Raw genomic sequence first — 25,832 nt, 5'->3', positions numbered from 1 at the left:
GTCCTTTTTTATACAATACATCCAGAAAAGTCAACCATACGGTTCTCTTTCTTGTTATAATTTCCATAGAGGCAGAGGTATGAAACAAATAATATTTATTTTTGCAATGTTAATGATTGGTCTGTCCTATGCCGGTAAGCCGGAAGGACGGTCAGAAAGGAGAACAGACATGAAACCAATGAAAGAGATTTATCTGGCAGGAGGATGTTTTTGGGGTACCGAACATTTCCTGAAACAAATAGAAGGTGTGGAGGCTACCCAGGTGGGATATGCCAATGGAAATATAGCCAATCCTACCTATCGGCAGGTATGTACCGGCACCACGGACTTTGCCGAAACCGTAAAAGTACAGTATGACGCCGATAAGGTGGACTTGCCTTTCCTTATCGACCTTTATTTCAAAACGATTGACCCTACCAGCCTCAATAAGCAAGGAGGTGATAGAGGTATACAATATCGCACGGGTATCTATTATACGGATACCGCCGACCTGCCCGTTATTCGTGAAACTGTTGACCGGCTGGCTGCCAACTACTCCCGTCCGTTGGTGGTAGAGATAGAGCCTTTGAAGAACTTCTATCCTGCCGAAGATTATCATCAAGACTATCTGGACAAAAATCCGGGTGGATATTGCCACATTAACCCCGCCTTGTTCGACTTGGCGCGTAAAGCGAAGATGAAGAAAGAAGGAGATGGCGAGTATTTAAATCTGGAAAAGTAACGGACAATGGATATACTGTTAATAAGTAATGAAGATACGTGCCGCAGCCGTATCGCGCAGGAACTCCTGCATGCATTTGGCAGGGGAATGAATATCTCTACGGCAGGAATTATGGAGGGGAACTGCGTTCCCGATGCCGTGTGCAATGTGATGGAACAGAATGGTTTAAGCGTGTCTCGCAAGAAACCCTCTGGTGTCGGGGCCTATACGCATCGGTCATGGGACTACGTGATTACCCTGTGTAAAGAAGCCGGAGAAGAACTGAAATTTATCACTCTGGATGCCAAGCAGCAGGCGCATTTTGATTTTGAAGATCCCTTTAAAAATCGTTTTCAAAATGAAAGTGAGCAGGAGCAACAAGTTGCCGCACTCTATGAAATCATGTACCGGCAGCTGTATGAATTTTACCGTAATGAACTGAGCGAGCAGCTGTTGCCTCGTTGTACGTGCGGTGCAAATACCTATTGCCGTTGCGAATAGTGAAATATGTGTTTTTTTTTGAAGCAATCTCTTGACTCGTACCTAAGGGCAGGACCTATCTTTGCATCATAAACAAAATGCGCATGAGTTTATGAAGAATAAAATGAAGTTTAAAATCGGAGAGTTTTCCAAACTTTGCCAAGTGACCGTTAAGACGCTTCGTCATTATGAAGAGATAGGATTGATGATACCCGTTGAAGTGGATGAGTGGACGGGGTATCGCTATTACGACATCAGCCAGCTCCGGTGTATGAGCCGTATTGTTTACCTTAAGCAATTAGGGTTCAGCCTCGAAGAGATATCCGAGTTGTTTGCCGATGGCAAGGAATTTCCGGATGCTGAATTGTTGAAGGTTAAAATAGAACGTTGCAAAAACGAGATTGAACACTTGATATGGCGGCAGACCGAACTTGCCAAATTGGAAAATTTACTCCATAAACAAGAGAATGTTATGGAAAAAGTGTTTAAGAAATCCCTCCCTTCAAGAATTTTTGCTACCCATCGCCGTAAAATAGACTCTTATCAGGAGCTGTTCAATCTTTGTCCGAATATCATCGGGCCTGAAATGTACCGTTTGGGTTGTGAATGTCCTGCCCCGGAATATTGTTTCACGGTGGAATATAATGAGGAATATGGGGTTGATATTGATATCGAGTTTTTTGAAGCGGTGGCTGAACGCAAGGAAGATTCGGAGCTGATTAAATTCAAGGAACTTCCGGAAGTACCGGTTGCGCTCTGTGTCAACCATTACGGTGCTTATGAGCATATGCCCGAAACTTTCGCCGAGCTTTTTGCGTATGCCGAGGCAAATGGATACGAGGTTATTGACCGTCCCCGGTTTTGCCATATTGACGGCATTTGGAACAAAGAAACGGTGGATGAATGGATGACGGAAATTCAGTTGCCCATCAAACCTTCTTAATCAGCCTTTGATTTCTGCGGAAAGCTTTCAACCGTGAGAATACCTAAAAATAGGGATAGGTAGTCAACTTATTTTCTGCGAACTTTGCAGACTGAAAAAAGAATTGAAATGAGAAGCCTGCATATTCTGTTCATATTGGTAGTTGTCACTTGGCTCGGTTTTCCGCTGAGAGCGCAAGAAGCTATTTCTATCGGGACTCGCCACACTTTGTTTTCGCATGTCTTGAATGAGGTTAGGGAGTATTGGGTGTATGTACCTGCAATCCGCCCTGGTGAAAAAGAGGAAAGTTATCCGGTTCTTTATTTGCTGGACGGTGATTCTTTTTTTCATTCGGTGGTAGGTTTTACTCGCTTGTTTTCCACCTCCAAAGTTTCTTCCTTACCGCCCTGTATCGTTGTGGCTGTCCTGAATACAGACAGGACCAGAGACTTTACGCCAACCTGTTCCGCTGCCCGGCGTGACGGAACTGTCCGTCCGGGCGATAAACCGGAAGGGGGTGGGGCAGGACAATTTTGCCGTTTTCTGACGGAGGAGCTACGCCCCGCAGTAGAACAAGACTTGCCGGTGAATGGACAACACTTGTTGGCCGGACATTCTTATGCCGGGTTGTTCACGCTGCATGTTTTGCTGAATTATCCCGGTGCATTTGATACATACATCGCCATAGACCCCAGTTTATGGTGGGATAAAGGATATTTTCAGAAACAGGTAGAACGGCAGGTAGATAAGGTTGACTTTTCAGGAAAGCAACTGTATGTTGCGTTTGCCACTCAGCCGCGTCCTGATAGGAAGCTGATCCACTTTCCCCTGACAGATGATTTTATAGGGAGTGCAGTTCCTCGTATGGAGAAGCGGCATTTGCGGGTGGTATTAAAAAAATTCCCGGAAGAGACGCATGGAACGGTTGCTCTTCCAGGATTTTATGACGGACTGAAAACGTTGTTCTTCCGTTCTGTGGTTGGAATTTCTCTGCCGAACAAACCTCTCTGAAAAAAACTCTATTTTTCAGTAAGCTGAATGATATGGCCATTGTACTAAGGGGACTACCTATACCATGGTGAGGTCTGCCAAAATCCTGAAAGCGTCATAGCCTGAGTTGCCTTCCGGCAGAAAGCGCCGAGAAGCGCCGTTTCCTTATAAATCAGTATTTTCAGCTCCGGAGAAGGTTGAGTGTCCTTCTCCGGACACACTGATTAAAAAACTGCAAAAGTGCAGCCGGGGCCGTTGACTCCGGGCAATTGGAATAGTAGTACAACCACTGTTGTACAATGAGCGCAGCACCATATGCCCTGCTACCGTACGGAAGTGCATAAAAAAACAGTTGCCTGGAGAAACCCTCTCCAAGCAACTCTTTTCAGCTTCTTGATACTTTATAAAAATCTTTCTTGTCATCAATCGTCAATGTCAATCACCCTCATTTTAGAGTCAAATGTAATTTCCCAACGATTAGACAACTTTATCTCATACTCATTGTCATCGTACTCAATCTGAAGAATTCTTGCATCCGGATAATTGGTCTTTACATAGTTACGTATCGCTTCCGGTACAATCTGTGCAGGAACTTCACTTTGTCTGCATCGTACCTCCTTCCATTCTCCCGATTTATCAAATTCTACCTTCTCCCCATTCGTGAACACCACATCATAGCTTTTATAAAACATTCCCGACTCTAATTTAGCCATTGCCACCTTATGGTCTTTAAAGTAAGTCTTGATAAATGTCTGCGCCTTCGCGGGCAACTGGCTCACCTCTATCGGCTTATCATTATCCGCCATTACCATTGTATGCACTGCAAACATACAAACCAACATCATAACTAACTTTTTCATACTTCTCTATTTTTTAATAATTAATACTTTATTTGTTTTTTGTATTGCAAAGATGAGAAGGAAATCTGGAAAGAATTGGGAAAAAACTCTATTTTTGGAAATGAAAAAAAAATCTATTTTGAAAATGGGTGTTGTGGCTCTTCACCTATGAATTTTTGTTTGCAATGAATATTATTTAAAGACACAATAGACTATTATGGCTATGAAAATATTAAATCAGTTTATCGATGATTTTGTAGGTGTTTTCCAATATCGGTTTATGGATACCTTTCAATATTTTAAAGAAAGGAAGAAAAGTAAATATTTGGGAGATAGATTTGAGGAATGGGTTGTGAAGAACTCTAATATTAGTAAAGAGGGTTATCCGGACCTTTGTGACAAGAAAATATTTTGGCGGCTTTTAGATTGGAGAGGTGATAAATACGTTGAGGGTTATAGACCTCTGTCTTCATCATCTCCGGATTTGTTGATGGAGTGTGTTACCACTACGAGTACCATTCATGAAGTTGGAGATATTATAGCTGTAGAATGTAAATGGCGAAGTAAGATAGGTTTTTATCTCGATATAAAAGACATTGAAAAGTACGAAAGGTATATGAACTCTAATCTGTTGAACCGTCCGATAAAAAACTTGTTTTATGTTTTTGGCTTTGGATGGTGTGGTGACGGTCCGGAATCTGTTTATGTAGTTCCTGCCAGAGAATTGTACGATTATGATAAAGATACTCGTAGGATAACGTTCCCTATTAAAGAAACCGAGAAGGAGAAAATGAGTAGATTGGAGCGTTTTAAGAAGAAAGACAATAGATGCCTTCTGTACATCAAGTAATGACATTTAGAGCGATACGGCAGAATGTTAGATATTGATTAAACTATAAAAATCAGTAAAGTACTACTGTATACCGATAAAGTATGCAGTAGTACTTTGTTATATAAACTCGAATCAACTGTTATTGTTTGGGTCGCCGTCAATCTTTGTGGCGAAGGCTATTACTGGCATCTAATGCGGTTTGCAACCTTTCCCAGTCCTCACAAAGCGCCTGCATGGAAGGAAACAATAAATCAGCTCCGGCATCCAGTAATACCTGCTTGTCCAGTGGACCAGTATTGACTGCTACAGTGAATATGCCTGCTGCTGTTCCGGCTTGTACTCCGATAGGTGCATTTTCTACAACTATAGCTTCATTGGCTTGTACTCCGGCTTTTTCCAGTCCCATCAAATAAGGCTCAGGATGGGGCTTCCCGTATTTCACATCAAAGGCGGTCACCATGTGGTCGCGCTGAAACATACCGGGGAAGTTATGGGCAAGGCGGTTCAGCAGGGAGTGTTGGCCCGAACCGGTGACAAGTACCGGAGTAAGTCCTGCCGCTTTTACCTTTTGCAGTACTTCCCAAGCACCCGGCATACGTTCCGGTTCCGGGTGGGTACTGAATTCGGCACTTTTCTCTGCATAGATGCTTTCTATCATCTCGGGAGTGGCATCCTTGCCATACTGGCGTTGATAAACGATATTGATGGTGGAGGCTCCGGTACGTCCCTCGTGCATGTATGCCTCTTCACGGCTCAAGTGCAGGCCATGGCGTTTCATTACTTTATGCCAGGCATCGGCATGGTAGGGCATGGAGTTGAACAGTACGCCGTCCATGTCAAAAAGAACTGCTTTCAATTGGATGTTGGAATGCCCGTGCTTTTCCAGATAACGGGCGATAGAGTTTTCGAACACTTGGTAGATTGAGGATTAAAAATTAAGAAATGCAGGGTAAATAAATTGAGAGTTGAAAATCGGGAAACGGCTTTTCATTGCGCTTATTGCACAGTCATTTCTCAATTCTCAACTCTCAATTCCTGATTTATCAAAGTCTTGCCTGGATGGCTTTGGACTCTTCTTCGTAGCCCGGCTTGTTCAGCAGTGCAAACATATTCTTCTTGTATGCTTCCACACCCGGTTGGTTGAATGGATTGACTCCCAGAATGTAACCGCTGATGCCGCAAGCTATTTCAAAGAAGTAGAGCAGACCTCCGATGCTTTCTTCATTCAGTGCAGGGATAACGATGCGCATGTTGGGTACGCCGCCGTCAACGTGGGCAAGCTGTGTTCCCAATTCGGCCATCTTGTTCACTTCGTCCACGTGCTTGCCTGCCAGGAAGTTCAGTCCGTCGAGATTCGCTTCGTCCGAAGGTACCTGCAGGGAGTGCTGTGTCTTTTCCACGGAGATGACAGTTTCGTAGATGGTACGTTCGCCTTCCTGAATCCATTGTCCCATGGAGTGCAGGTCGGTGGAGAAATCTACGGCAGCAGGGAAGATACCCTTGTTTTCCTTACCTTCGGATTCACCATAAAGCTGTTTCCACCATTCGCTTACGTAGTGCAGTTTGGGATTGTAGTTTACGAGGATTTCAATCTTCTTGCCGTTCTTGTAGAGCTCGTTACGTGTAGCTGCATAGATGGCAGCGGGATTTTCTGCAAACGGAACATCTTTTCCACAAGCCTTTTCCATGGCAACTGCACCTGCAACCAGTTTCTCAATGTCGAAACCTGCTATTGCGATGGGCAGCAAGCCTACCGGAGTCAATACAGAGAAACGTCCGCCTACGTTATCGGGGATGATAAAGGACTTGTATCCTTCCTTGTCGGCCGTTACGCGGGCAGCGCCTTTCTTGGCATCGGTGATGGCAACGATAACCTTCTTTGCCATATCCTTGCCGCGTTGGTCTTCGCATTGCTTTTTCAGCAGACGGAACGCCAGGGCTGTTTCAGTAGTAGTACCGGATTTGGAGATGTTGATAACACCGAATTTCTTGTCTTTCAAGTATTCGGTAAGCTCATATAGATAATCTTCACCGATATTGTGTCCTGCATACAGAATGACCGGAGCCGTTTTCTTGTCTTGCAACCAGGTGAAGCTGTTTGACAAAGCCTCTATCACCGCACGTGCACCGAGATAACTTCCGCCAATACCGGCAACTACTACTACTTCGCAGTTGTCACGCAACGTCTGTGCGGTAGCCTTTAGGTCAGCCAGGTGCTCTTTAGTGATGGAAGAGGGGAGGTGCAGCCAGCCTAAGAAGTCGTTGCCCTTACCGGTACCATTCTCTAATGCTTCCTGTGCAGCCTTTACTTGGGCTTCATAGGCGAAAACGTTTTCTTTGGAGATGAATCCAAGAGTCTTTTCAATGTTCAAACTAATCATAATATTCTAGGTTTTAAATTCAGTATTTCGTTTTATCTTTTTTCGCGCTTACCGGAATGAATCGGTAAGCAGCTTGATTTCAATCGTCGGCGAGATACGCTCATACAGAATGTTGTATACTGCATCTACAATAGGCATGTTGACATGATAATGCTTGTTGATTTCCTTGATACATTTTGTACCGTAATATCCTTCAGCAATCATTTCCATCTCAATCTGCGCGCTTTTCACGGAGTATCCCTTGCCAATCATCGTGCCGAATGTGCGGTTACGGCTGAAATTGGAATATCCCGTCACCAGCAGGTCACCTAAATAAACGGAATCATTTACGTTTCTGTTCAGTGGATGTACCGTTTGCAGGAATCTGTTCATTTCCTGTATGGCATTGGACATAAGCACAGCCTGAAAGTTGTCGCCATATTTCAGACCGCTGCAAATACCGGCTGCAATGGCATATACATTTTTCAGCACCGAACTGTATTCAATGCCGGCAACGTCATTACTGACAGAGGTCTTGATGAATGAACTGGCCAGTTTGCGGGCAATGGTGCAAGCCTTGTCGGTGTCGGGACAAGCAATGGTCAAGTAAGAAAGGCGTTCCAGAGCCACTTCTTCCGCATGGCAGGGACCTGCCAATACAGCAATATTCTCAGCCGGGACGCCATATTCCTTAGTGAAATATTCCGAGACAATCAAGTTGTCATCGGGTACAATACCTTTGATGGCAGTTATGATGAATTTATCCTTAATCTTAGTCTTCAGTTTCTTCAAGTGAACCTTCAGATAAGGGGAAGGTGTAACGAAGATGAGCGTATCAGATTCTTTCACGACATCATTGATGTTGGAGTTGAAGTTGATACGCTTGGTATCAAACTTGACGCCCGTCAGGTAGGCAGGGTTATGGCCAAGCCGTTTGAAGTCGGCAATACGGTCGTCTCGCCGCATATACCAGTTTATCGACTCCGCTTGGGCCAGTACCATTTTGGCAATGGCAGTTGCCCAACTTCCTCCGCCCATGATGGCTATCTTACCGGGTAGTTTCATATCGAAATTAATAATTAAAAACTAAAAATTAAAAGGGGGTGAAGGAGCGCGCCTTCACCTTCCTCCTATCTTTAATTTTGCCTATTTAATTCTTTAATTTTTAATTCTTAATTCTTCCGACCCAGTCAGCAACTTCGTTTACGGTCGGGTTTGCCAGTTCCAATTTATATTTCTTGTTGATACCGCAAATGTCCATGTGGAGTTTTTGCGGATTCACATCTTTCATGTCACTCACCAGGTTGTAGCCGGCCTTCTGGATTACAGCCACCCAATCTTCGGGGATGCCCAGTTCCGTGTATCGTGCAGGAGCATCTTTGGGGACAACCTTTTCCGGACGCATCTGCGGGAAGAAAAGCACTTCCTGGATGAAGGATTCGCCCGTCATCAACATTGTCAGACGATCGATACCAATACCGATGCCCGATGTGGGAGGCATACCATATTGCAATGCTTTCAGGAAGTCCTGGTCGATGAACATCGCTTCGTCGTCTCCCTTTTCGCTCAAGCGAAGCTGGTCTTTGAAGCGTTCTTCCTGGTCTATCGGGTCGTTCAGCTCGCTGTAAGCGTTGGCAAGTTCCTTGCCGTTCACCATCAGTTCGAAGCGTTCGGTCAGTCCCGGCTTGCTGCGGTGCATCTTGGTCAGCGGGCTCATCTCTACGGGATAGTCGGTGATGAAAGTGGGCTGTATGAAAGTTCCTTCGCAGAATTCACCGAAGATTTCATCAATCAGCTTACCCTTGCCCATGGTGTCGTCAATCTCCATATTCAGTTCCTTGCACACCTGGCGGATTTCGTCCTCGCTCTTGCCTTCGAGGTCGTATCCGGTCTTTTCCTTGATGGCTTCCAGGATGGGCAGACGGCGGTAGGGAGCTTTGAAACAGATGGTCTTGCCGTCTATTTCGGTTTCTGTGCAGCCATTTACGGCGATACAGATGCGTTCCAGCAATTTCTCCGTAAAGCTCATCATCCAGTTGTAGTCCTTGTACTGCACGTACAGCTCCATACAAGTGAATTCCGGGTTATGGTTCTTGTCCATACCCTCGTTACGGAAGTTCTTGCCTATTTCATATACGCCTTCGAATCCGCCCACAATCAGTCGCTTCAAGTAAAGCTCGGTGGCGATACGCAGGTAGAGGTCCATATCCAGAGAGTTATGGTGGGTAATGAACGGACGGGCGCTTGCTCCACCGGGGATGGATTGAAGAATCGGCGTCTCCACTTCCGTGTAGCCGGCTTCATCCAGCACGGCACGCATGGTCTTGATGACGGTGGCACGCTTCAGGAATTTTTCTTTCACGCCGTCGTTTACGATAAGGTCTACATAACGCTGGCGGTAGCGCAGTTCGGGGTCCTCGAAAGAGTCGTAAGCCACACCATCCTTATATTTCACGATAGGCAGGGGCTTGATGCTCTTTGCAAGTACGGTCAGCTTCTTGGCATGGATGCTGATTTCGCCCATTTGGGTACGAAATACGAATCCTTCGATGCCGATGAAGTCGCCTAAATCGAGCAAACGTTTGAACACGGTGTTGTACATCTCCTTGTCCTCGTCCGGGCAGATGTCATCGCGGGTGATATATACCTGGATACGTCCTTTGGAGTCCTGCAATTCGATGAAAGATGCTTTACCCATGATACGGCGGCTCATGATACGTCCGGCAACGGACACCTGGCGAGGCTCTGCATCGTCGTTGAATTCAGCTTTAATATCGGTAGAGAAAGCATTTGTTACATACTCTGCTGCGGGATAAGGCTCGATGCCCATCGCGCGAAGTTCATTCATGCTGTTGCGACGAATGATTTCTTGTTCACTTAGTTCTAATACGTTCATTTCGCTATATTTCACTCAATTTGGGTACAAAAGTACGAAACATTTTTCAGATAGCGAACCTTTTTCCTTGAAATATAGGGAACGGGGGTGACATTAACCCTCTCCTTCGGCATCCACCCATTCGATGTGCGGGGAGAGGAGGGTGCGTTCCGTCACTTGTCCGCATTGCCCGCGGTAGTATTCGGGGATGAAGCGTATCTGCACCGCAGTGATTTGCGCCGGACTCACTTCTTCTGGGGTGTCTACCCCAGTGCCTTCCGAACGGCAGGTGTAGTAGAACGTCCCGATGCCCTTGAGCTTTACGGAGTGTCCCGAGCTCATCAGCTTGCCCAGCACTTCTCCGAGGTTCATTAATACTGCATAGGTATCTCCCGGGGTTACCGTAGACATTTCCGACAATAATCGGGCTATTTCATCCGTTGTATAGGGATGTCCTTTGGTGACGGCTCTTGGGTGCCATTTGTCGTCGCCTTTTTGTTTTACTTTCTTATAGAATGCCATGGGGGCTTGTTGTTATTATGTGTCCGGCTCAACCGGTAGGTCAGGCATGGTTCATACGGTATGAATGTGCCAATCATACGGTATGATTATATCAATCATACGGTATGATTATGGTAATCATATCTTATGATTTATCATTGAATCGCAAAGATAGCATAAATCATCCGCATAGTGTGCAGGTTTAAGGTGTTTTTTCTGCTGTTCTGTTTTAAAAAAAGAGTACCTTTGCACCCGCTAAAAAGAAATAGGTATATAATATGGCAGGACAAAAGACTCCCACGGCGTTGGGAACGGAAAGTATAGGTAAACTCTTGATGCAATATGCCGTTCCGGCAATCATCGCAATGACGGCATCCTCTTTATATAATATGGTAGACAGTATCTTCATCGGTCACGGCGTTGGGACGATGGCTATTTCGGGATTGGCGTTGACTTTCCCGTTGATGAATCTGGCTGCGGCGTTCGGTTCGTTGGTAGGAGTGGGGGCTTCTACACTGATTTCCGTCAAGCTGGGGCAGAAGGATTATGACACGGCACAGTGTGTGCTGGGCAATGTTTTTGTGCTGAACATGGTACTGGGAATTGCCTTTACCATCATTGTCATGCTCTTTCTCGACCCGATTCTCTATTTCTTCGGAGGCAGTGACCAGACGGTGGGCTACGCGAGGGATTATATGCAGATTATCCTTTTGGGAAATGCCGTTACGCACCTCTATCTGGGGCTGAATGCAGTGCTGCGCTCTTCAGGGCATCCACAGAAGGCGATGTACGCCACTATAGCCACGGTGGTTATCAATACCATACTCGACCCGGTGTTTATCTATGGTTTTGGCTGGGGCATACGTGGTGCTGCCGTCGCTACCATTGTGGCGCAAATCATCTCTTTGACGTGGCAGTTCAAGCTTTTCAGCAATAAGGATGAGCTGTTGCATTTCCACCGGGGGATATTCCGTCTGAAACGTAAGATTGTATTCGATTCGCTCGCCATCGGCATGTCTCCTTTCCTGATGAACCTGGCAGCCTGCTTCATCGTTATCATTATCAATCAGGGGTTGAAGAAGTATGGCGGCGACTTGGCTATCGGGGCTTTCGGTATCGTGAACCGTCTGGTTTTCATTGTAGTGATGATTGTGATGGGGCTGAATCAGGGTATGCAGCCTATTGCCGGATATAACTTCGGGGCGAAGCTGTACGGACGGGTGAACAAGGTGCTGAAACTGACGATAATCTATGCCACGGCAGTGACCACTTTCGGCTTTCTGGTCGGTATGCTGGTGCCGGACCTGGTAGTGGGCATCTTTACATCGGATGCGGAACTGACAGAGCTTTCGGTCACGGGACTGCGCATTACGGTAATGTTCTTCCCGATTATCGGTTTCCAGATGGTGACTTCCAACTTTTTCCAGAGCATAGGCATGGCAGGCAAAGCGATATTCCTTTCCCTTACCCGACAGATGCTGATTCTGCTTCCTTGCCTGCTTATCCTGCCGCAGTTCTTCGGAGTGGCAGGAGTGTGGTACAGCATGCCGGTATCCGATTTGCTTGCAAGTTTGATAGCATTGGTGATGTTGGTTTGTCAATTCCGCAAATTCAGAACCTCTCCCTTGTAGGGATAGGTCGGGGGAGAGGCTCTGAATTTTTCTTCCTACTTTCTGCAGATATTCCGTAAGAATATTTATATTTGCTATCTGCAAACCAATAGATGAATAAGCGTATGGGCAATAATTTTATAATCAATATAGGCCGTCAACTGGGCAGTGGCGGACGGGAGATAGGCGAGAAACTGGCTGCCCGTCTGGGTATTGACTTTTATGATAAGGAACTGATTAGGTTGGCTTCTGAAGAGAGTGGACTGTGTTGTGAATTCTTTGAGAAAGCTGATGAGAAAGCTTCACAAGGTATTATTGGAGGGCTCTTCGGCATGCGTTTCCCTTTTGTCAGTGACGGGGCTATCCCGGCCACGAATTGCCTGAGTAATGATGCTCTGTTCAAAGTGCAGAGTGACGTGATACGCAGATTGGCGGAGGAGAAGTCCTGCTTGTTTGTGGGGCGTTGTGCCGATTACATTCTGCGAGAACATCCACGCTGTGCCAATGTCTTCATTTCCTGCTCCAATGAGGAGCGCATCAAGCGTATTTGCCGAATGTATTCCATTTCTGAGCGTGAAGCGGAGGAGATGATGAACAAAGCGGACAAGAAGCGTGCCGAATACTATAACTACTACAGCTACAAAAAATGGGGAGCTGCCGAAACATACCACTTGTGTATCGATTCTTCCGTATTAGGTATTGAGGCTACGGTGGACTTTATAGAAGAGTTCGTCAAGAAGAAGCTAAGACTTTAAGGAATTAAAATTAAAGGCTGCGTAGTTGGGTTAAACCAACATTGCGCAGCCTTTAATTTTAATTCCTTAATTTCCTCCTACATCATTGTCAGCAGTATCATCTGTCCCGCCAGAATTCGCAGGAACATTGTCAATGGATATACCGTGGAGTAACCTACTGCCGGAGCATCATTGCCTGATGTCTGATTGGCGTATGCCAATGCAGGAGGGTCTGTGTTGCTACCTGCTATTAAACCCATCAGGGTGAAGTAGTTCACTTTGCAATAGAAACGGGCTATCATGCCGATTATCAACAAAGGGATGACGGTTATCAGGAATCCATAGCCTACATACAGTAATCCGCTGCCTTCTACTACTGTTTGTACAAAATGCTCACCGGCTTCTATACCTACACTGGCAAGGAAGAGTACAATACCGATTTCACGCAACATCAAGTTAGCGCTCATGGTGGTGTACGTCACAAGATGCATTTTGTGACCAAAACGTCCGATAAGGATTGCCACTACCAGCGGACCACCTGCGAGACCTAACTTAACCGGTGTCGGCATACCCGGGAATGCGATGGGGAGGCTTCCCAGCAGGATTCCTAGGAAGATTCCCACGAAAATAGTAACGATATTCGGAGTGTCCAAACGTTTCAACTGGTTGCCCAATACACCGGCTACACGCTCTACGGCATCTTGCTGGCCAACCACCATTACGCGGTCACCTACTTGAAGTACCAGATTGGGATCAGCAAACAAGTCCATACCTGAGCGGTTGATACGGGTTACATTTACACCGTACATACTGCGGAAGTGGAGGCTTCCCAGCTTCTTACCGTTGATTTCGGACTTAGTGACGAGGATACGACGGGAAACCATTGGGGTGTCCTGCTTTTCCCAGTCTACATGTATTTCTTTTCCGATAAAGGCAGCTACCGCTTCGGCATCTTCTTCGGAGCATACGATGAAGAGCTGGTCTCCTACGTGGAATACCGTTTCATGGTTGGGGATACTGACGTGCCCCTCATGGCGTATGCGTGAACAGACAAACGGACGTCCCAGGAAATCCTTTATCTGGAGCAGGGTCTTTCCGGAAATTGATTCGTTGCGTACTTCGAGGTGAAGCATGTGCGGCTGATGCTTTACATCTGCTTCCTGCGTATTGAGTTCCTGCTCCTCTTTCTTGAGGTTCACCCGGCAGATATAACGGATGGCTATGATGGAACCTATGATACCTACCACACCAAGCGGATAGGCGCAGGCATATCCCAATGCGATGGGGTCTCCCGTATAGTTTATTTGGTTCAGGGCTTCTTGTGCGGCACCCAGACCCGGAGTATTGGTTACGGCACCATAGAGAATACCTACTATCATTGGCAAGTCTATCCCTCCGTCAATGAAGTAGATGCTCAATGCTACTGCGATATTCAGCAACACGATACCGACAGCAAGCATGTTCAGCCGCATCCCCCCTTTCTTAAAGGAAGAGAAGAAGGAAGGCCCGACTTGCAGACCGATACAGAATACAAATAAAATCAAACCGAATTCGCGGATGAAATGCAAAATGTGTGTTTCGCCCGTGAAGCCAAAATGCCCCATCAGGATACCCGCAAAGAGGACGAATGTAACCCCCAACGATACCCCGAAAATCTTAATCTTACCCAGCAATACGCCCACAGATATTACGAATGCATACAAACAAACGATGTGAGCGACAGATGAAGGGTCCCATAACAAGCTTTCTAACCAATTCATAGTACCTTTTAATATGTCGTTTTTTAAAATTTCGCGCAAAATTACTTAATAAAAAGGAGGTGACAAAAGCTTTGTGGTACTTTTTGCTATATCAACTTTGCAAAAATAGGGTGTGTTTCCGGTGAATACGCTGAATCCGTATGGATGCGGAGTCATCTGTAAGTGCAATTTTCTCTAAAAAAAGATTTTGTTCTAAGTATTTCCTTATATTTGCAAGTCTCTTGATGACAAAAATGAATAGTATTCATCTATTTTAATTTTAAATAAACTATGGCAGACAGTAAAGAAAAACTCTTCTCCGACTTCTCTCCCGTTTCCACTGAGCAGTGGATGGAGAAAGTTACCGCAGACCTGAAAGGGGCGGATTTCGAGAAGAAACTCGTTTGGAAGACAAACGAAGGATTTAAAGTGAAACCTTTCTACCGTATGGAGGACCTGGAAGGTTTGAAGACGACAGATGCTCTTCCCGGCGAGTTCCCTTATCTCAGAGGTACCAAGAAAGATAACAATGAATGGCTTGTGCGTCAGGAAATCAAAGTGGAATGCCCCAAAGAGGCCAATGCCAAGGCGTTGGATATCTTGAATAAAGGTGTAGATTCACTCTCTTTCCATGTAAAGGCCAAGGAATTGAACGCAGAGTATATTGAAACTTTGTTGAAAGATATCTGCGCAGAATGTGTTGAGTTGAATTTCTCTACCTGCCAAGGGCATGTGGTGGAACTTGCGGAACTTCTTGTCGCTTATTTCCAGAAAAAGGATTATGATTTGACGAAGTTGCAGGGTTCCATCAACTATGACTACTTCAACAAGATGCTGGCCAAAGGTAAAGAAAAAGGTGATATGGTGGCAACAGCCAAGGCACTGCTCGAGGCTACCGCTTCCCTTCCGAAATACCGTGTGTTGAATGTGAATGCGTTGACATTAAACAATGCAGGTTCTTATATTTTCCAGGAGTTGGGTTACGCTTTGGCTTGGGGTAATGAATATATGAATCAGTTGGTTGATGCCGGTCTGCCGGCTGCAATGGTAGCCAAGAAGATTAAGTTTAATTTCGGTATCAGTTCCAACTACTTCCTTGAAATAGCCAAATTCCGCGCTGCACGTATGCTGTGGGCTAATATTGTGGCTTCTTACAGTCCTGAGTGTCTGCGCGACTGCGAAAACAAGGGTAAGGATAACGAGTGTCGCTGTGCAGCCAAGATGAAGATTCATGCGGAAACTTCTTCATTCAACCTGACTTTGTTTGATGCACACGTAAACTTGTTGCGTACGCAGACTGAGGCGATGAGTGCCGCCCTTGCCGGTGTTGACTCAATGACGGTTACTCCGTTCGACAAGACTTATGATGCTCCTAACGAATTCTCTGAGCGTATGGCGCGTAACCAACAATTGCTGTTGAAAGAAGAATCGCACTTCGATAAGGTTATAGACCCGGCTGCAGGTTCTTACTATATCGAGAACTTGACCGTCTCTATTGCCAAGCAGGCTTGGGACCTCTTCCTCGCTGTAGAAGAAGACGGTGGTTTCTATGCTTCCGTGAAAGCCGGAAAAGTGCAGGCTGCCGTAAACGAGAGCAACAAGGCACGTCATGCTGCAGTCGCCAAGCGTAAGGAAGTGTTGCTGGGCACCAACCAGTTCCCCAACTTCAATGAAAAGGCCGGGGATAAGAAACCGGTTGAGGCTACTTGCTGTTGCGGCGGCGGACATACGTGCGAGAAAGATGTTCCGACACTGAACTTTGACCGTGCTGCCAGTGAATTTGAAGCGTTGCGTCTCGAAACAGAGGCTTCCGGCAAACGTCCGAAAGCGTTTATGCTGACTATCGGTAATTTGGCCATGCGCCAAGCACGTGCACAGTACTCTTGCAATTTCTTGGCTTGTGCCGGATATGAAGTTGTAGACAACCTCGGTTTCTCCACCGTAGAAGAAGGTATAGAAGCTGCAATGGCTGCCAAGGCCGACATCGTGGTATTGTGTTCAAGTGATGATGAATATGCAGAATATGCTGTTCCCGCCTTCAAGGCTCTGAATGGCCGTGCCATGTTTATCGTAGCCGGTGCTCCTGCTTGCATGGACGACTTGAAGGCTGCCGGTATCGAGAACTTTATCCATGTCCGTGTCAACGTGCTGGAAACATTAAAGGAATACAACGCTAAACTTTTGAAGTAAGATGAGAAAAGATTTTAAAAACTTAGATATATATGCCGCTTTTCAACCCGTCAATGGTGCTGAGTGGCAAAAGGCTAACGGCATCCATGCTGATTGGAAAACGCCGGAACACATTGAGGTGAAGCCTGTTTATACAAAAGAAGACCTTGAGGGAATGGAACATTTGGGTTATGCTGCCGGACTTCCTCCTTATTTGCGTGGTCCGTACTCTGTAATGTATACATTGCGTCCCTGGACTATCCGTCAGTATGCAGGTTTTTCTACAGCGGAAGAGTCAAATGCCTTTTACCGTCGTAATTTGGCTTCCGGACAGAAAGGTCTGTCCGTAGCTTTCGACTTGGCCACTCACCGTGGCTACGACCCCGACCACGAACGTGTAGTGGGTGACGTAGGTAAGGCAGGTGTGTCTATCTGTTCCTTGGAGAATATGAAGGTGCTGTTCGATGGAATTCCTTTGAACAAGATGTCCGTCTCCATGACCATGAACGGTGCCGTACTTCCTGTTATGGCATTCTACATCAACGCAGGTCTGGAGCAGGGTGTCAAGTTAGAAGAAATGGCTGGTACTATCCAAAATGATATCTTGAAGGAATTCATGGTGCGTAATACCTATATTTATCCGCCTGCATTCTCTATGAAGATTATCTCCGACATCTTTGAATATACTTCCCAAAAGATGCCTAAGTTTAACTCTATCTCCATCTCCGGCTACCACATGCAGGAAGCGGGTGCTACGGCAGACATCGAGTTGGCTTACACCCTGGCAGACGGTTTGGAATATCTGCGTGCCGGAACGGCTGCGGGTATTGACATCGATGCTTTCGCACCGCGTCTCTCTTTCTTCTGGGCCATCGGAACGAACCACTTTATGGAAATTGCCAAAATGCGTGCCGCACGTATGTTGTGGGCAAAGATTGTGAAGCAGTTCAACCCGAAGAATCCGAAGTCGCTGGCTTTGCGTACGCACTCTCAGACTTCCGGCTGGTCGCTGACAGAGCAAGACCCGTTCAACAATGTGGGCCGTACTTGTATTGAGGCGATGGCTGCTGCATTGGGACATACTCAGTCACTGCATACCAATGCTCTTGACGAGGCTATTGCCTTGCCGACGGATTTTTCTGCACGTATTGCACGTAATACGCAGATTTATATTCAGGAAGAAACTTACATTTGCAAGAATGTAGACCCATGGGGTGGCTCTTATTATGTGGAAAGTTTGACCAATGAGTTGGCTCACAAGGCTTGGGAATTGATTCAGGAAGTAGAGAAGCTGGGCGGTATGGCAAAAGCCATCGAAACCGGTATTCCCAAGATGCGTATCGAAGAGGCTGCTGCACGTACACAAGCCCGTATTGATAGCGGTTTACAGACCATTGTCGGCGTGAACAAGTATCGTCTGGAGAAAGAAGCTCCGATTGATATTCTTGAAATCGACAATACGGCTGTCCGTCAGGAACAGATTGAAAACTTGAAGCGTCTGAAGGAAGGACGTAACCAGGCAGAAGTGGACAAGGCTTTGGAGGCTATTACTGAATGTGTGAAGACAGGTAAGGGCAACTTGCTGGAACTGGCAGTCGAGGCAGCCCGTGTCCGTGCCACTTTGGGGGAAATCTCTTATGCTTGCGAAAAGATTGTAGGACGTTATAAAGCAGTAATTAGAACTATATCAGGCGTGTATTCATCAGAAAGTAAGAATGACAGCGACTTCCACCGTGCTTGTGAATTAGCTGAGAAGTTTGCGAAGAAAGAGGGACGTCAGCCTCGTATCATGGTAGCAAAGATGGGGCAGGACGGTCACGACCGCGGTGCCAAAGTTGTTGCAACCGGATATGCCGACTGTGGCTTCGATGTGGACATGGGACCCTTGTTCCAAACACCGGCCGAGGCTGCCCGCGAAGCAGTTGAGAACGACGTTCATGTAGTGGGGGTTTCTTCATTGGCTGCCGGACACAAGACATTGGTTCCGCAGATTATCGAAGAACTCAAGAAGTTGGGACGTGAGGACATCGTAGTGATTGCCGGTGGTGTAATCCCCGCACAAGACTATGACTTCCTTTACAAGGCAGGCGTAGCTGCCATCTTCGGCCCCGGTACTCCGGTTGCCAAGGCTGCTTGCCAGATATTGGAAATCTTGTTGGATGAAGAATAATCCGACACGTTAAATGTTAAAAAAGGACGGTGTGCGTTTGCATATCCGTCCTTTTTTCTTAATCTGTGTTATAGAACATACTTTTTTAGTTGGATAATTTGCAGATTTATCAGAAGTACGTATCTTTGCAATGTGTTTTTCATAGTATTAGATTTAAGGTTAACAAAGGTTGGAGTACGGCGGTACTCCTTTTTTTATGTTCATATGTCAGCTTTTGGGGAGAAAAAATTACCAGGTCTATGTTATCGTTCCTTGCTTATCGTTTCGTTCTTGCCCCCTTTTTATTACCTTTGTCCCACTAAATAAAATAGCGAATGATAGTTTGTATTGCCGAAAAGCCCTCTGTGGCGCGTGACATAGCCGATGTATTGGGAGCGAGAGAAAAGAAAGACGGATACATCGAAGGAAATGGATACCAGGTGACCTGGACATTCGGTCATCTTTGTACGCTGAAAGAGCCGCATGAATATACTCCTAATTGGAAGTCATGGAGCTTGGGAAGCCTGCCCATGATACCTCCCCGTTTCGGCATTAAGCTGATTAGTAATCCCACATACGAGCGCCAGTTCCATACGATAGAGAACCTCATGCAACATGCCGATATGATTATAAACTGCGGTGATGCCGGGCAGGAGGGAGAATTGATACAGCGTTGGGTGATGCAGAAGGCCGGGGCACGTTGTCCGGTGAAACGTCTTTGGATATCTTCATTGACAGAGGAAGCTATTCGTGAGGGGTTTGCCAAGCTGCGTGATGCGTCGGATTTCCAGCCTTTGTACGAAGCAGGCTTGTCGCGTGCCATTGGCGACTGGCTGCTCGGGATGAATGCCACCCGCCTCTACACCATGAAGTATGGGCAGAACCGGCAGGTACTTTCTATCGGCCGTGTGCAGACGCCGACACTGGCGTTGATTGTAAACCGTCAGTTGGAAATACAGAATTTTGTTCCCAAGCAATACTGGGAGCTGAAGACCGTCTATCGTGATACCACTTTTTCCGCCATCCTCCGGAAAAGTGAGGAGGAACTGGTACTGGAAGCCGAGAAGCAGAAAGAGGCCATAGCTGCTGGGAAGAAACCTAAAAAAGAAGAAGAGAATCGAGGTATCGACCCCATTACCGACCGCGAACGTGGGCTTGCTCTATTGGATCAGATTAAGAATTTTCCTTTTACTGTGACGGATGTCACTAAGAAAGAGGGGAGGGAGGCACCACTTCGCTTGTTTGACTTGACTTCTTTGCAAGTGGAATGCAACAAGAAGTTTGCCTATTCCGCTGATGAGACACTGAAAATTATCCAGTCTTTGTATGAGAAGAAAGTGGCTACCTATCCACGTGTAGACACTACCTATTTGAGTGATGACATCTATCCCAAATGCCCCGGCATCTTGAAAGGTCTGCGTGATTACGAGACATTTACAGCCCCTTTGACAGGAACTGCATTGTTGAAGTCCAAAAAGGTTTTCGATAACTCGAAGGTAACAGACCACCACGCCATTATTCCTACCGGCCAGCATCCGCAGAATCTGACGGATATGGAACGTCGCGTATTCGATTTGATAGCACGCCGTTTCATTGCTGTATTCTATCCCGATTGTAAGTTTGCCACTACCACCGTATTGGGCGAGGTAGAGAGCATAGAGTTCAAGGCCACCGGCAAGCAGATTCTGGAACCGGGTTGGCGTGTTATCCTCGGCACCCCCTCGGTACAATCGCAGGAGGAGAAAGAGGAAAAGGGAGAAGAGGAGAATGTGCTTCCGGCTTTTGTGAAAGGAGAAAGCGGGCCACACGTCCCCGATTTATACGAGAAGTGGACGCAACCGCCCCGGCCTTATACGGAAGCCACCCTGCTGCGTGCTATGGAAACGGCGGGCAAGCTGGTGGATAACGACGAACTGCGTGATGCGCTGAAGGAAAACGGCATCGGTCGTCCGTCTACCCGTGCAGCCATCATCGAGACGCTGTTCAAGCGGAATTATATCCGCAAGGAAAAGAAGAATCTGATAGCCACTCCTACCGGTGTGGAGCTGATACAGATTATTCATGAGGAGCTGTTGAAGTCGGCGGAACTGACCGGTATTTGGGAGAAAAAACTACGTGAGATAGAAAGGCGGACATATAATGCCGGACAATTCTTGGAAGAATTGAAGCAGATGGTATCGGAAATCGTGATGAGTGTACTTTCTGATAACAGCAACCGCCACATCACCATCCAAGCGTCTGCTCCCGAAAAGGGCAGTAAGGCTTCTGCCAAGACAGAGGATGCCGATAAGCCGAAAAAGGAGCCGAAGAAAAGAGCACCGAGAAAGTCTGCCGCCGCAGGTAAAAAGACGAAACAGGCTTTGGGCGCTGTGGCAGCTTCAAGTGTGGAGGTTCCCGTACAAGCTGACGATTTCGTCGGTCAGTCTTGTCCGCTTTGCGGAAAAGGTACCGTTATCAAGGGGAAAACAGCTTACGGTTGTTCTGAATGGAAATCCGGATGCACATTCCGCAAGCCGTTTGAATAAGGGTAATCACATTAAATAATTCTCTCCGCCATGTATTTCCAGAGGGGAGCAGCCATCAGCGCCTGGCGGATGCTTCCTTGCTGCAGCAATTCCTTGACCTCTTGCAAGGAAAGCAGGTGTACGGTCAGGTTTTCTGTATCTTCCAACTGTTGCTCGGAGATTTTCTCCACGTCCGTAGCCAGGAAACAGTAGGTAATGTTGGTGTGGGTACTTGGATTGGGAGAGATTTGCATGAACTCTTTCCATACTCCGTTTCCATAGCCGGTTTCTTCCAAAAGTTCCCGTTGTGCGGAAACCATCGGAGAGCCGTCCTCTTCTTCGCATACCCCTGCACAGAGCTCATAGGACGTTTCTTGTATGCCATGCCGGTATTGGCGGATAAAGACAAATTGTCCATCACGGGTGATGGCAATGGTATTCACCCAGTTGGGATATTCCAATATATAATAGGAGGGGATGTGGTTGCCGTTGGGTAGCACTACATGGTCCTTACGCACAGTGAGCCACGGGGCCCGATGAAGGTATTCGCTGGATAAGACGGTCCAGGTGTCTTTTGATTTTTCCATAATGGTAGAATTGACTATATTTTAAACAGCATCCCTCCGATATTATCTGCCGTGGCTCCCGTTACCGAGGCGAGGCATCCGGGTGTGTCCGCCATATAGAGGGCACCCAGGAAAGCAAAGATTAGGGCTTCCTTGTACTCTATGATTTGCCGGCTGGGAATCACGATTTCACACGGACACAAAGCGTCGATACGTTCTATGAGGAACTTGTTGAATGCACCTCCACCGGTAATCAGCAGCTTTCCATTGCCATCGGGCAAGGGGTGGGCGGTGATGATGCGTGATATTTGCCAGGCGGCATGCTCGTAAAAGGTACGTAGCATATTTTCCATACTCAAGCCATAACGCTCGAGCATGGGATATACCAGTGTTTCCACCCACTCTCGTCCCAATGATTTCGGTCCGGACTGATGGTAGAAATCCATTCCGTTCAGTTCGTCCAGCAGTTCTTGGCAAATGTTGCCTTGCCGTGCTATCTCGCCGTCACGGTCAAATTCCAATCCTATTTGCCGGCAGTAATGGTTGATGATGTAATTCACCGGACTGATGTCAAAAGCGATGCGCCGCCCGTCCTGCTCGAATGAGATGTTGGAGAAGCCGCCGATATTCAAACAGAAGTCGTAGTCAGCAAAAAGCAACCGGTCGCCAATAGGTACGAGTGGAGCGCCCTGCCCACCTAGCATGATGTCCAGCCGCCGGAAATCCGAAACGGTAGGTATATGGGTTTCAGCGGCAATGGCGGCTCCATCACCTATTTGGTACATGATTCTCTTTTGAGGCTCATGGAAGATAGTATGCCCGTGGGAGGCGATAATATCGGGGTGGACTCCAAATTCTTGCATGAACTCGTTGACACGTTCACCGAGAAACTTTCCATAGGAGCTGTGGAAAGTGATGAACTCCAAAGCACTCATTGTCTGTGCACCGGTACCCAATATCTGCTTCATGGCGTCAGGGTAGCTATAGCCTTTCGCACAGTCTATGTGGAAAGACCATTTTCCAGCTTGTCGTCGGAAAGTGCAACAACATACGTCCAGTCCGTCAAGAGAGGTGCCGGACATCAGGCCGATGGCTTGAATTTGGAAGTCTTTCATCCTGATTTTCTTGTTTTATTTATAATTGAGGTAGAATTCGACAACGGCTTCTATTCCTTTACGGAAGATGTCCAATGGTATATTCTCATTAGGTGAGTGGATGGCGTTGGATTCGAGCCCGAAGCCCATCAATACGGTTTTGATACCCAGCACTTGCTCGAAGGTGGAAATGATGGGGATACTTCCACCTCGACGCACTGCCAGCGGTTTCTTTCCGAATGCTTTTTCAAAACCTTTTTCGGCGGCTTGATAGGCGGGCAGGCTGATGGGGCATACATATCCTTGTCCGCCGTGCATCGGAGTGACTTTTACCTGCACCGAATCCGGTGCTATGTCTAAGATATAGTCGGCAAACAGTTTGGATATTTTATGGTGGTCCTGGTGGGGAACTAACCGGCAGGATACCTTGGCGTATGCCTTGGATGGGAGCACGGTCTTGGACCCTTCACCCGTATATCCGCCCCAGATGCCGCATACGTCGAAAGATGGACGGCAACTGTTACGTTCCAGCGTACTGTAACCTTTCTCTCCGAAAAGCGCTTTTACATTGATAGCCTTTTTGTATTTCTCTTCGTCGAAAGGAATGCGGGCTATCATGTCGCGCTCAGCTTGGGGAACTTCTTCCACATCGTCATAGAAACTCGGTATGGTGATACGTCCCCCCGCATCCGTTACTTTGCTGATAATCTGGCAAAGCACGTTGATGGGATTGGCGACGGCACCGCCGAAGTGTCCGCTGTGCAGGTCGCGATTAGGGCCGGTCACTTCTATTTCCCAATAGGCAAGTCCGCGCAATCCAGTGGTCAGTGAAGGCAGGTCGGCGCCAAGCATGCTGGTGTCCGAAACCAGTATGACATCTGCTTTTAGCAGTTCTTTGTGCTCTTGGCAGAAGCTTTCCAGACTGGGCGAGCCGATTTCTTCTTCTCCTTCGAAGATGAATTTCACGTTGGTTTGCAGCAGTCCGTTTCTGACGAGGTATTCAAATGCTTTCACTTGTATGAAAGACTGCCCTTTGTCATCATCAGCACCACGTGCCCAGATATGTCCGTCGCGTATTTCAGGCTCAAAGGGTTCGCTTTTCCAAAGTTCGAGAGGCTCGGCCGGCATCACGTCGTAGTGGGCATATACCAATACGGTCTTGGCGTCCGGGTCTACGATTTTCTGTCCAAAAACAATTGGATTTCCTTTTGAAGGCATTACCAGAGCTTCGTCTGCTCCGGCTTCGAGCAACAGTTGTGCCCAGCGTTTGGCGCAGGCAAGCATATCGTCGTGATACTCGGGTTTGGCACTGATGCTTGGAATACGGATGAGGCTGAACAAGTCTTCCAGCATTTTAGACTCGTTCTCTGTAATATATTTCTTTATTTCCATAGGTGAATATTATAGCTGAGTTGTTCTGTCAATCAGGTAATAATCCAGCAATGTCATTGCTGTCATTGCTTCCACGATGGGTACTGCGCGTGGCAATACGCACGGATCATGGCGTCCGCGGGCTTTCAGGGTGGTGTCTACACCGTCAATGTTCACGGTGTGTTGCTCCATCAGTACGGTTGCCACGGGTTTGAAGGCTACACGGAAATAGATGTCTTGTCCGTTGCTGATTCCACCTTGTATACCGCCCGAATGATTGGTGCGGGTCTCGATACGTCCGTTGTTGTTGTAGAACACGTCATTCTGCTCTGAGCCTTTTTGCTTTAATCCCTTGAAACCGTCTCCATACTCGAATGCTTTTGCTGCATTGATGCTGAGCATGGCTGCTCCGAGTGCCGCATGGAGCTTGCCGAATACGGGTTGTCCCAGTCCGATGGGGCATCCTTTGATGACACAGGTCACCACTCCTCCGATAGTATCTCCTTCTCCCTTTATCTTGAAGATGAGTTCTTCCATTTCTTTCGCCTTCGCCGGGTCGGGGCAGCGGACCGGATTGGTCTCTATCAGGTCGAGGTCGTATGCGGTATAGTTCTCTTCAAGGCGGATAGAGCCTACTTGTGAAGTGTATGCCGTGATGTGTATACCCAACTGCTTTAGTGCCAATTTGGCCAAGGCGCCCGCCACTACACGCGAGATTGTTTCACGGGCCGATGAACGTCCGCCTCCGCGATGGTCTCGGATGCCGTATTTTACCTTATAAGTATAGTCGGCATGTGACGGGCGGTAGACTTCTTTCAGATTATTGTAATCGTCAGAATGCTGGTTTTGGTTCCATACAATGAATCCTATGGGGCAGCCTGTGGATTTTCCTTCGAAGATGCCGGAGAGGAACTCCACTTTGTCACCCTCTTTCCGAGCAGTAGTGATACGTGACTGTCCGGGGCGGCGTCGGTCGAGCTCTGCCTGGACGAAATCCATATCAATGGCTATTCCTGCAGGGAATCCGTCTATCACTCCTCCCACACCCTTACCGTGTGATTCCCCAAAACTGGTAAGACGGAGAATATTTCCAAATGAGTTGAACATATCAAATGCTTTAAAGGTTTATATATGAGGTTAATGTGCCAATACGCTTTATAGGAAATGCTTTTGACTTTATAAAGATAACAACTTTTTTCATAAAACGTTTAAGGAAATAAGATAAAAAATCCTTTCCGTATAAAGTTGCCTGCCTTTACCAGAGTTTGGCTAATGGTTTGTTCTTTATAAAAATGGCTTACTCTTTATGAAATATACATCGGAATTTCACTCGTAATGATGAAAAAAGGAACATCTATTTTTTAGAAAAGACCTTGTACTGTAACCTTAAAAAGTGT

The 25,832-nt window shown here is 46.8% G+C and carries 21 protein-coding genes; 10 read left to right on the top strand and 11 right to left on the bottom strand.

Annotation, left to right across the window (positions count from 1 at the left end):
* The first annotated feature begins 79 nt into the window (after positions 1-79).
* From msrA to DWY57_RS00340, 4 genes are all read left to right on the top strand, one after another.
* A complete protein-coding gene (msrA, locus tag DWY57_RS00355) occupies positions 80-721 on the top strand; it encodes a peptide-methionine (S)-S-oxide reductase MsrA (protein WP_118273911.1) in 642 nt (213 codons plus the stop codon).
* Positions 722-727: 6 nt separating this feature from the next.
* Positions 728-1,201, top strand: coding sequence for a hypothetical protein (locus tag DWY57_RS00350; RefSeq protein WP_119961169.1), 474 nt, complete (start codon positions 728-730; stop codon positions 1,199-1,201).
* A 91-nt stretch (positions 1,202-1,292) separates the two neighbouring features.
* Positions 1,293-2,123 (top strand): MerR family transcriptional regulator, encoded by an 831-nt coding sequence (locus DWY57_RS00345; RefSeq protein ID WP_118273913.1) that lies wholly within the window; start codon positions 1,293-1,295, stop codon positions 2,121-2,123.
* A gap of 108 nt (positions 2,124-2,231) precedes the next feature.
* The gene (locus tag DWY57_RS00340) at positions 2,232-3,113 is read left to right on the top strand and encodes an alpha/beta hydrolase-fold protein (RefSeq protein WP_119961168.1); all 882 of its coding nucleotides are present in this window, start codon (positions 2,232-2,234) and stop codon (positions 3,111-3,113) included.
* A 401-nt stretch (positions 3,114-3,514) separates the two neighbouring features.
* Here DWY57_RS00340 and DWY57_RS00335 read toward each other — a convergent pair whose 3' ends face one another.
* Entirely contained in the window at positions 3,515-3,952 is a 438-nt protein-coding gene (locus DWY57_RS00335; protein ID WP_005833165.1) for a PepSY-like domain-containing protein, read from the bottom strand.
* A 202-nt stretch (positions 3,953-4,154) separates the two neighbouring features.
* Between DWY57_RS00335 and DWY57_RS00330 the strand changes: the two genes are divergently transcribed.
* Positions 4,155-4,781 carry a hypothetical protein gene (locus DWY57_RS00330; protein ID WP_117964232.1) on the top strand — a complete coding sequence of 209 codons (627 nt, stop codon included), beginning with the start codon at positions 4,155-4,157 and terminating at the stop codon, positions 4,779-4,781.
* A 139-nt stretch (positions 4,782-4,920) separates the two neighbouring features.
* On the opposite strand, the gene DWY57_RS00325 is transcribed toward DWY57_RS00330, so the two are convergent.
* From DWY57_RS00325 to DWY57_RS00305, 5 genes are all read right to left on the bottom strand, one after another.
* The gene (locus tag DWY57_RS00325) at positions 4,921-5,676 is read right to left on the bottom strand and encodes an HAD family hydrolase (RefSeq protein ID WP_117964099.1); all 756 of its coding nucleotides are present in this window, start codon (positions 5,674-5,676) and stop codon (positions 4,921-4,923) included.
* Between the two features lie 130 nt (positions 5,677-5,806).
* A complete protein-coding gene (locus DWY57_RS00320; RefSeq protein ID WP_117600007.1) occupies positions 5,807-7,144 on the bottom strand; it encodes a glucose-6-phosphate isomerase in 1,338 nt (445 codons plus the stop codon).
* 48 nt (positions 7,145-7,192) lie between these two features.
* Positions 7,193-8,188 (bottom strand): NAD(P)H-dependent glycerol-3-phosphate dehydrogenase, encoded by a 996-nt coding sequence (locus tag DWY57_RS00315; protein WP_044467854.1) that lies wholly within the window; start codon positions 8,186-8,188, stop codon positions 7,193-7,195.
* A gap of 100 nt (positions 8,189-8,288) precedes the next feature.
* Positions 8,289-10,019, bottom strand: a complete 1,731-nt coding sequence (lysS, locus tag DWY57_RS00310) for a lysine--tRNA ligase (protein WP_117600008.1) — start codon at positions 10,017-10,019, stop codon at positions 8,289-8,291.
* Between the two features lie 93 nt (positions 10,020-10,112).
* Positions 10,113-10,520 (bottom strand): HU family DNA-binding protein, encoded by a 408-nt coding sequence (locus DWY57_RS00305; RefSeq protein WP_117600009.1) that lies wholly within the window; start codon positions 10,518-10,520, stop codon positions 10,113-10,115.
* Between the two features lie 257 nt (positions 10,521-10,777).
* Between DWY57_RS00305 and DWY57_RS00300 the strand changes: the two genes are divergently transcribed.
* Both DWY57_RS00300 and DWY57_RS00295 read left to right on the top strand, forming a co-directional pair.
* Positions 10,778-12,130, top strand: coding sequence for an MATE family efflux transporter (locus DWY57_RS00300; protein WP_044467852.1), 1,353 nt, complete (start codon positions 10,778-10,780; stop codon positions 12,128-12,130).
* 104 nt (positions 12,131-12,234) lie between these two features.
* Complete coding sequence (locus tag DWY57_RS00295; protein WP_044467857.1) at positions 12,235-12,864, top strand: cytidylate kinase-like family protein; 630 nt, start codon at positions 12,235-12,237, stop codon at positions 12,862-12,864.
* A 77-nt stretch (positions 12,865-12,941) separates the two neighbouring features.
* Here the strand turns inward: DWY57_RS00295 and DWY57_RS00290 are convergent, their stop codons facing one another.
* Complete coding sequence (locus tag DWY57_RS00290) at positions 12,942-14,603, bottom strand: putative transporter (RefSeq protein ID WP_044467851.1); 1,662 nt, start codon at positions 14,601-14,603, stop codon at positions 12,942-12,944.
* Positions 14,604-14,873: 270 nt separating this feature from the next.
* Between DWY57_RS00290 and mutA the strand changes: the two genes are divergently transcribed.
* From mutA to DWY57_RS00270, 3 genes are all read left to right on the top strand, one after another.
* A complete protein-coding gene (gene mutA, locus DWY57_RS00285; RefSeq protein ID WP_044467850.1) occupies positions 14,874-16,772 on the top strand; it encodes a methylmalonyl-CoA mutase small subunit in 1,899 nt (632 codons plus the stop codon).
* Position 16,773: 1 nt separating this feature from the next.
* Positions 16,774-18,921 carry a methylmalonyl-CoA mutase gene (gene scpA, locus DWY57_RS00280; protein WP_119961167.1) on the top strand — a complete coding sequence of 716 codons (2,148 nt, stop codon included), beginning with the start codon at positions 16,774-16,776 and terminating at the stop codon, positions 18,919-18,921.
* A gap of 314 nt (positions 18,922-19,235) precedes the next feature.
* Positions 19,236-21,425 (top strand): DNA topoisomerase 3, encoded by a 2,190-nt coding sequence (locus DWY57_RS00270; RefSeq protein WP_119961166.1) that lies wholly within the window; start codon positions 19,236-19,238, stop codon positions 21,423-21,425.
* An 11-nt stretch (positions 21,426-21,436) separates the two neighbouring features.
* On the opposite strand, the gene DWY57_RS00265 is transcribed toward DWY57_RS00270, so the two are convergent.
* Genes DWY57_RS00265 through aroC form a run of 4 tightly spaced genes read right to left on the bottom strand, consistent with a single transcriptional unit; the run spans position 21,437 to position 25,542 of the window.
* Positions 21,437-21,991, bottom strand: a complete 555-nt coding sequence (locus DWY57_RS00265; protein ID WP_005827192.1) for an NUDIX hydrolase — start codon at positions 21,989-21,991, stop codon at positions 21,437-21,439.
* A 14-nt stretch (positions 21,992-22,005) separates the two neighbouring features.
* Positions 22,006-23,085 (bottom strand): anhydro-N-acetylmuramic acid kinase, encoded by a 1,080-nt coding sequence (locus DWY57_RS00260; RefSeq protein ID WP_117600013.1) that lies wholly within the window; start codon positions 23,083-23,085, stop codon positions 22,006-22,008.
* A gap of 15 nt (positions 23,086-23,100) precedes the next feature.
* Positions 23,101-24,456, bottom strand: coding sequence for a dipeptidase (locus tag DWY57_RS00255; protein WP_117600014.1), 1,356 nt, complete (start codon positions 24,454-24,456; stop codon positions 23,101-23,103).
* A 9-nt stretch (positions 24,457-24,465) separates the two neighbouring features.
* Positions 24,466-25,542 (bottom strand): chorismate synthase, encoded by a 1,077-nt coding sequence (aroC, locus tag DWY57_RS00250; RefSeq protein WP_117600015.1) that lies wholly within the window; start codon positions 25,540-25,542, stop codon positions 24,466-24,468.
* Between the last annotated feature and the right edge of the window lie 290 nt (positions 25,543-25,832).

The organism is Bacteroides sp. AF25-5LB (assembly GCF_003602965.1).
In the GTDB taxonomy this organism is placed as follows: domain Bacteria; phylum Bacteroidota; class Bacteroidia; order Bacteroidales; family Bacteroidaceae; genus Bacteroides; species Bacteroides uniformis.
The sequence above is the reverse complement of the archived record's forward strand: the minus strand, read 5'-3'. Positions and strand labels throughout refer to the sequence as shown.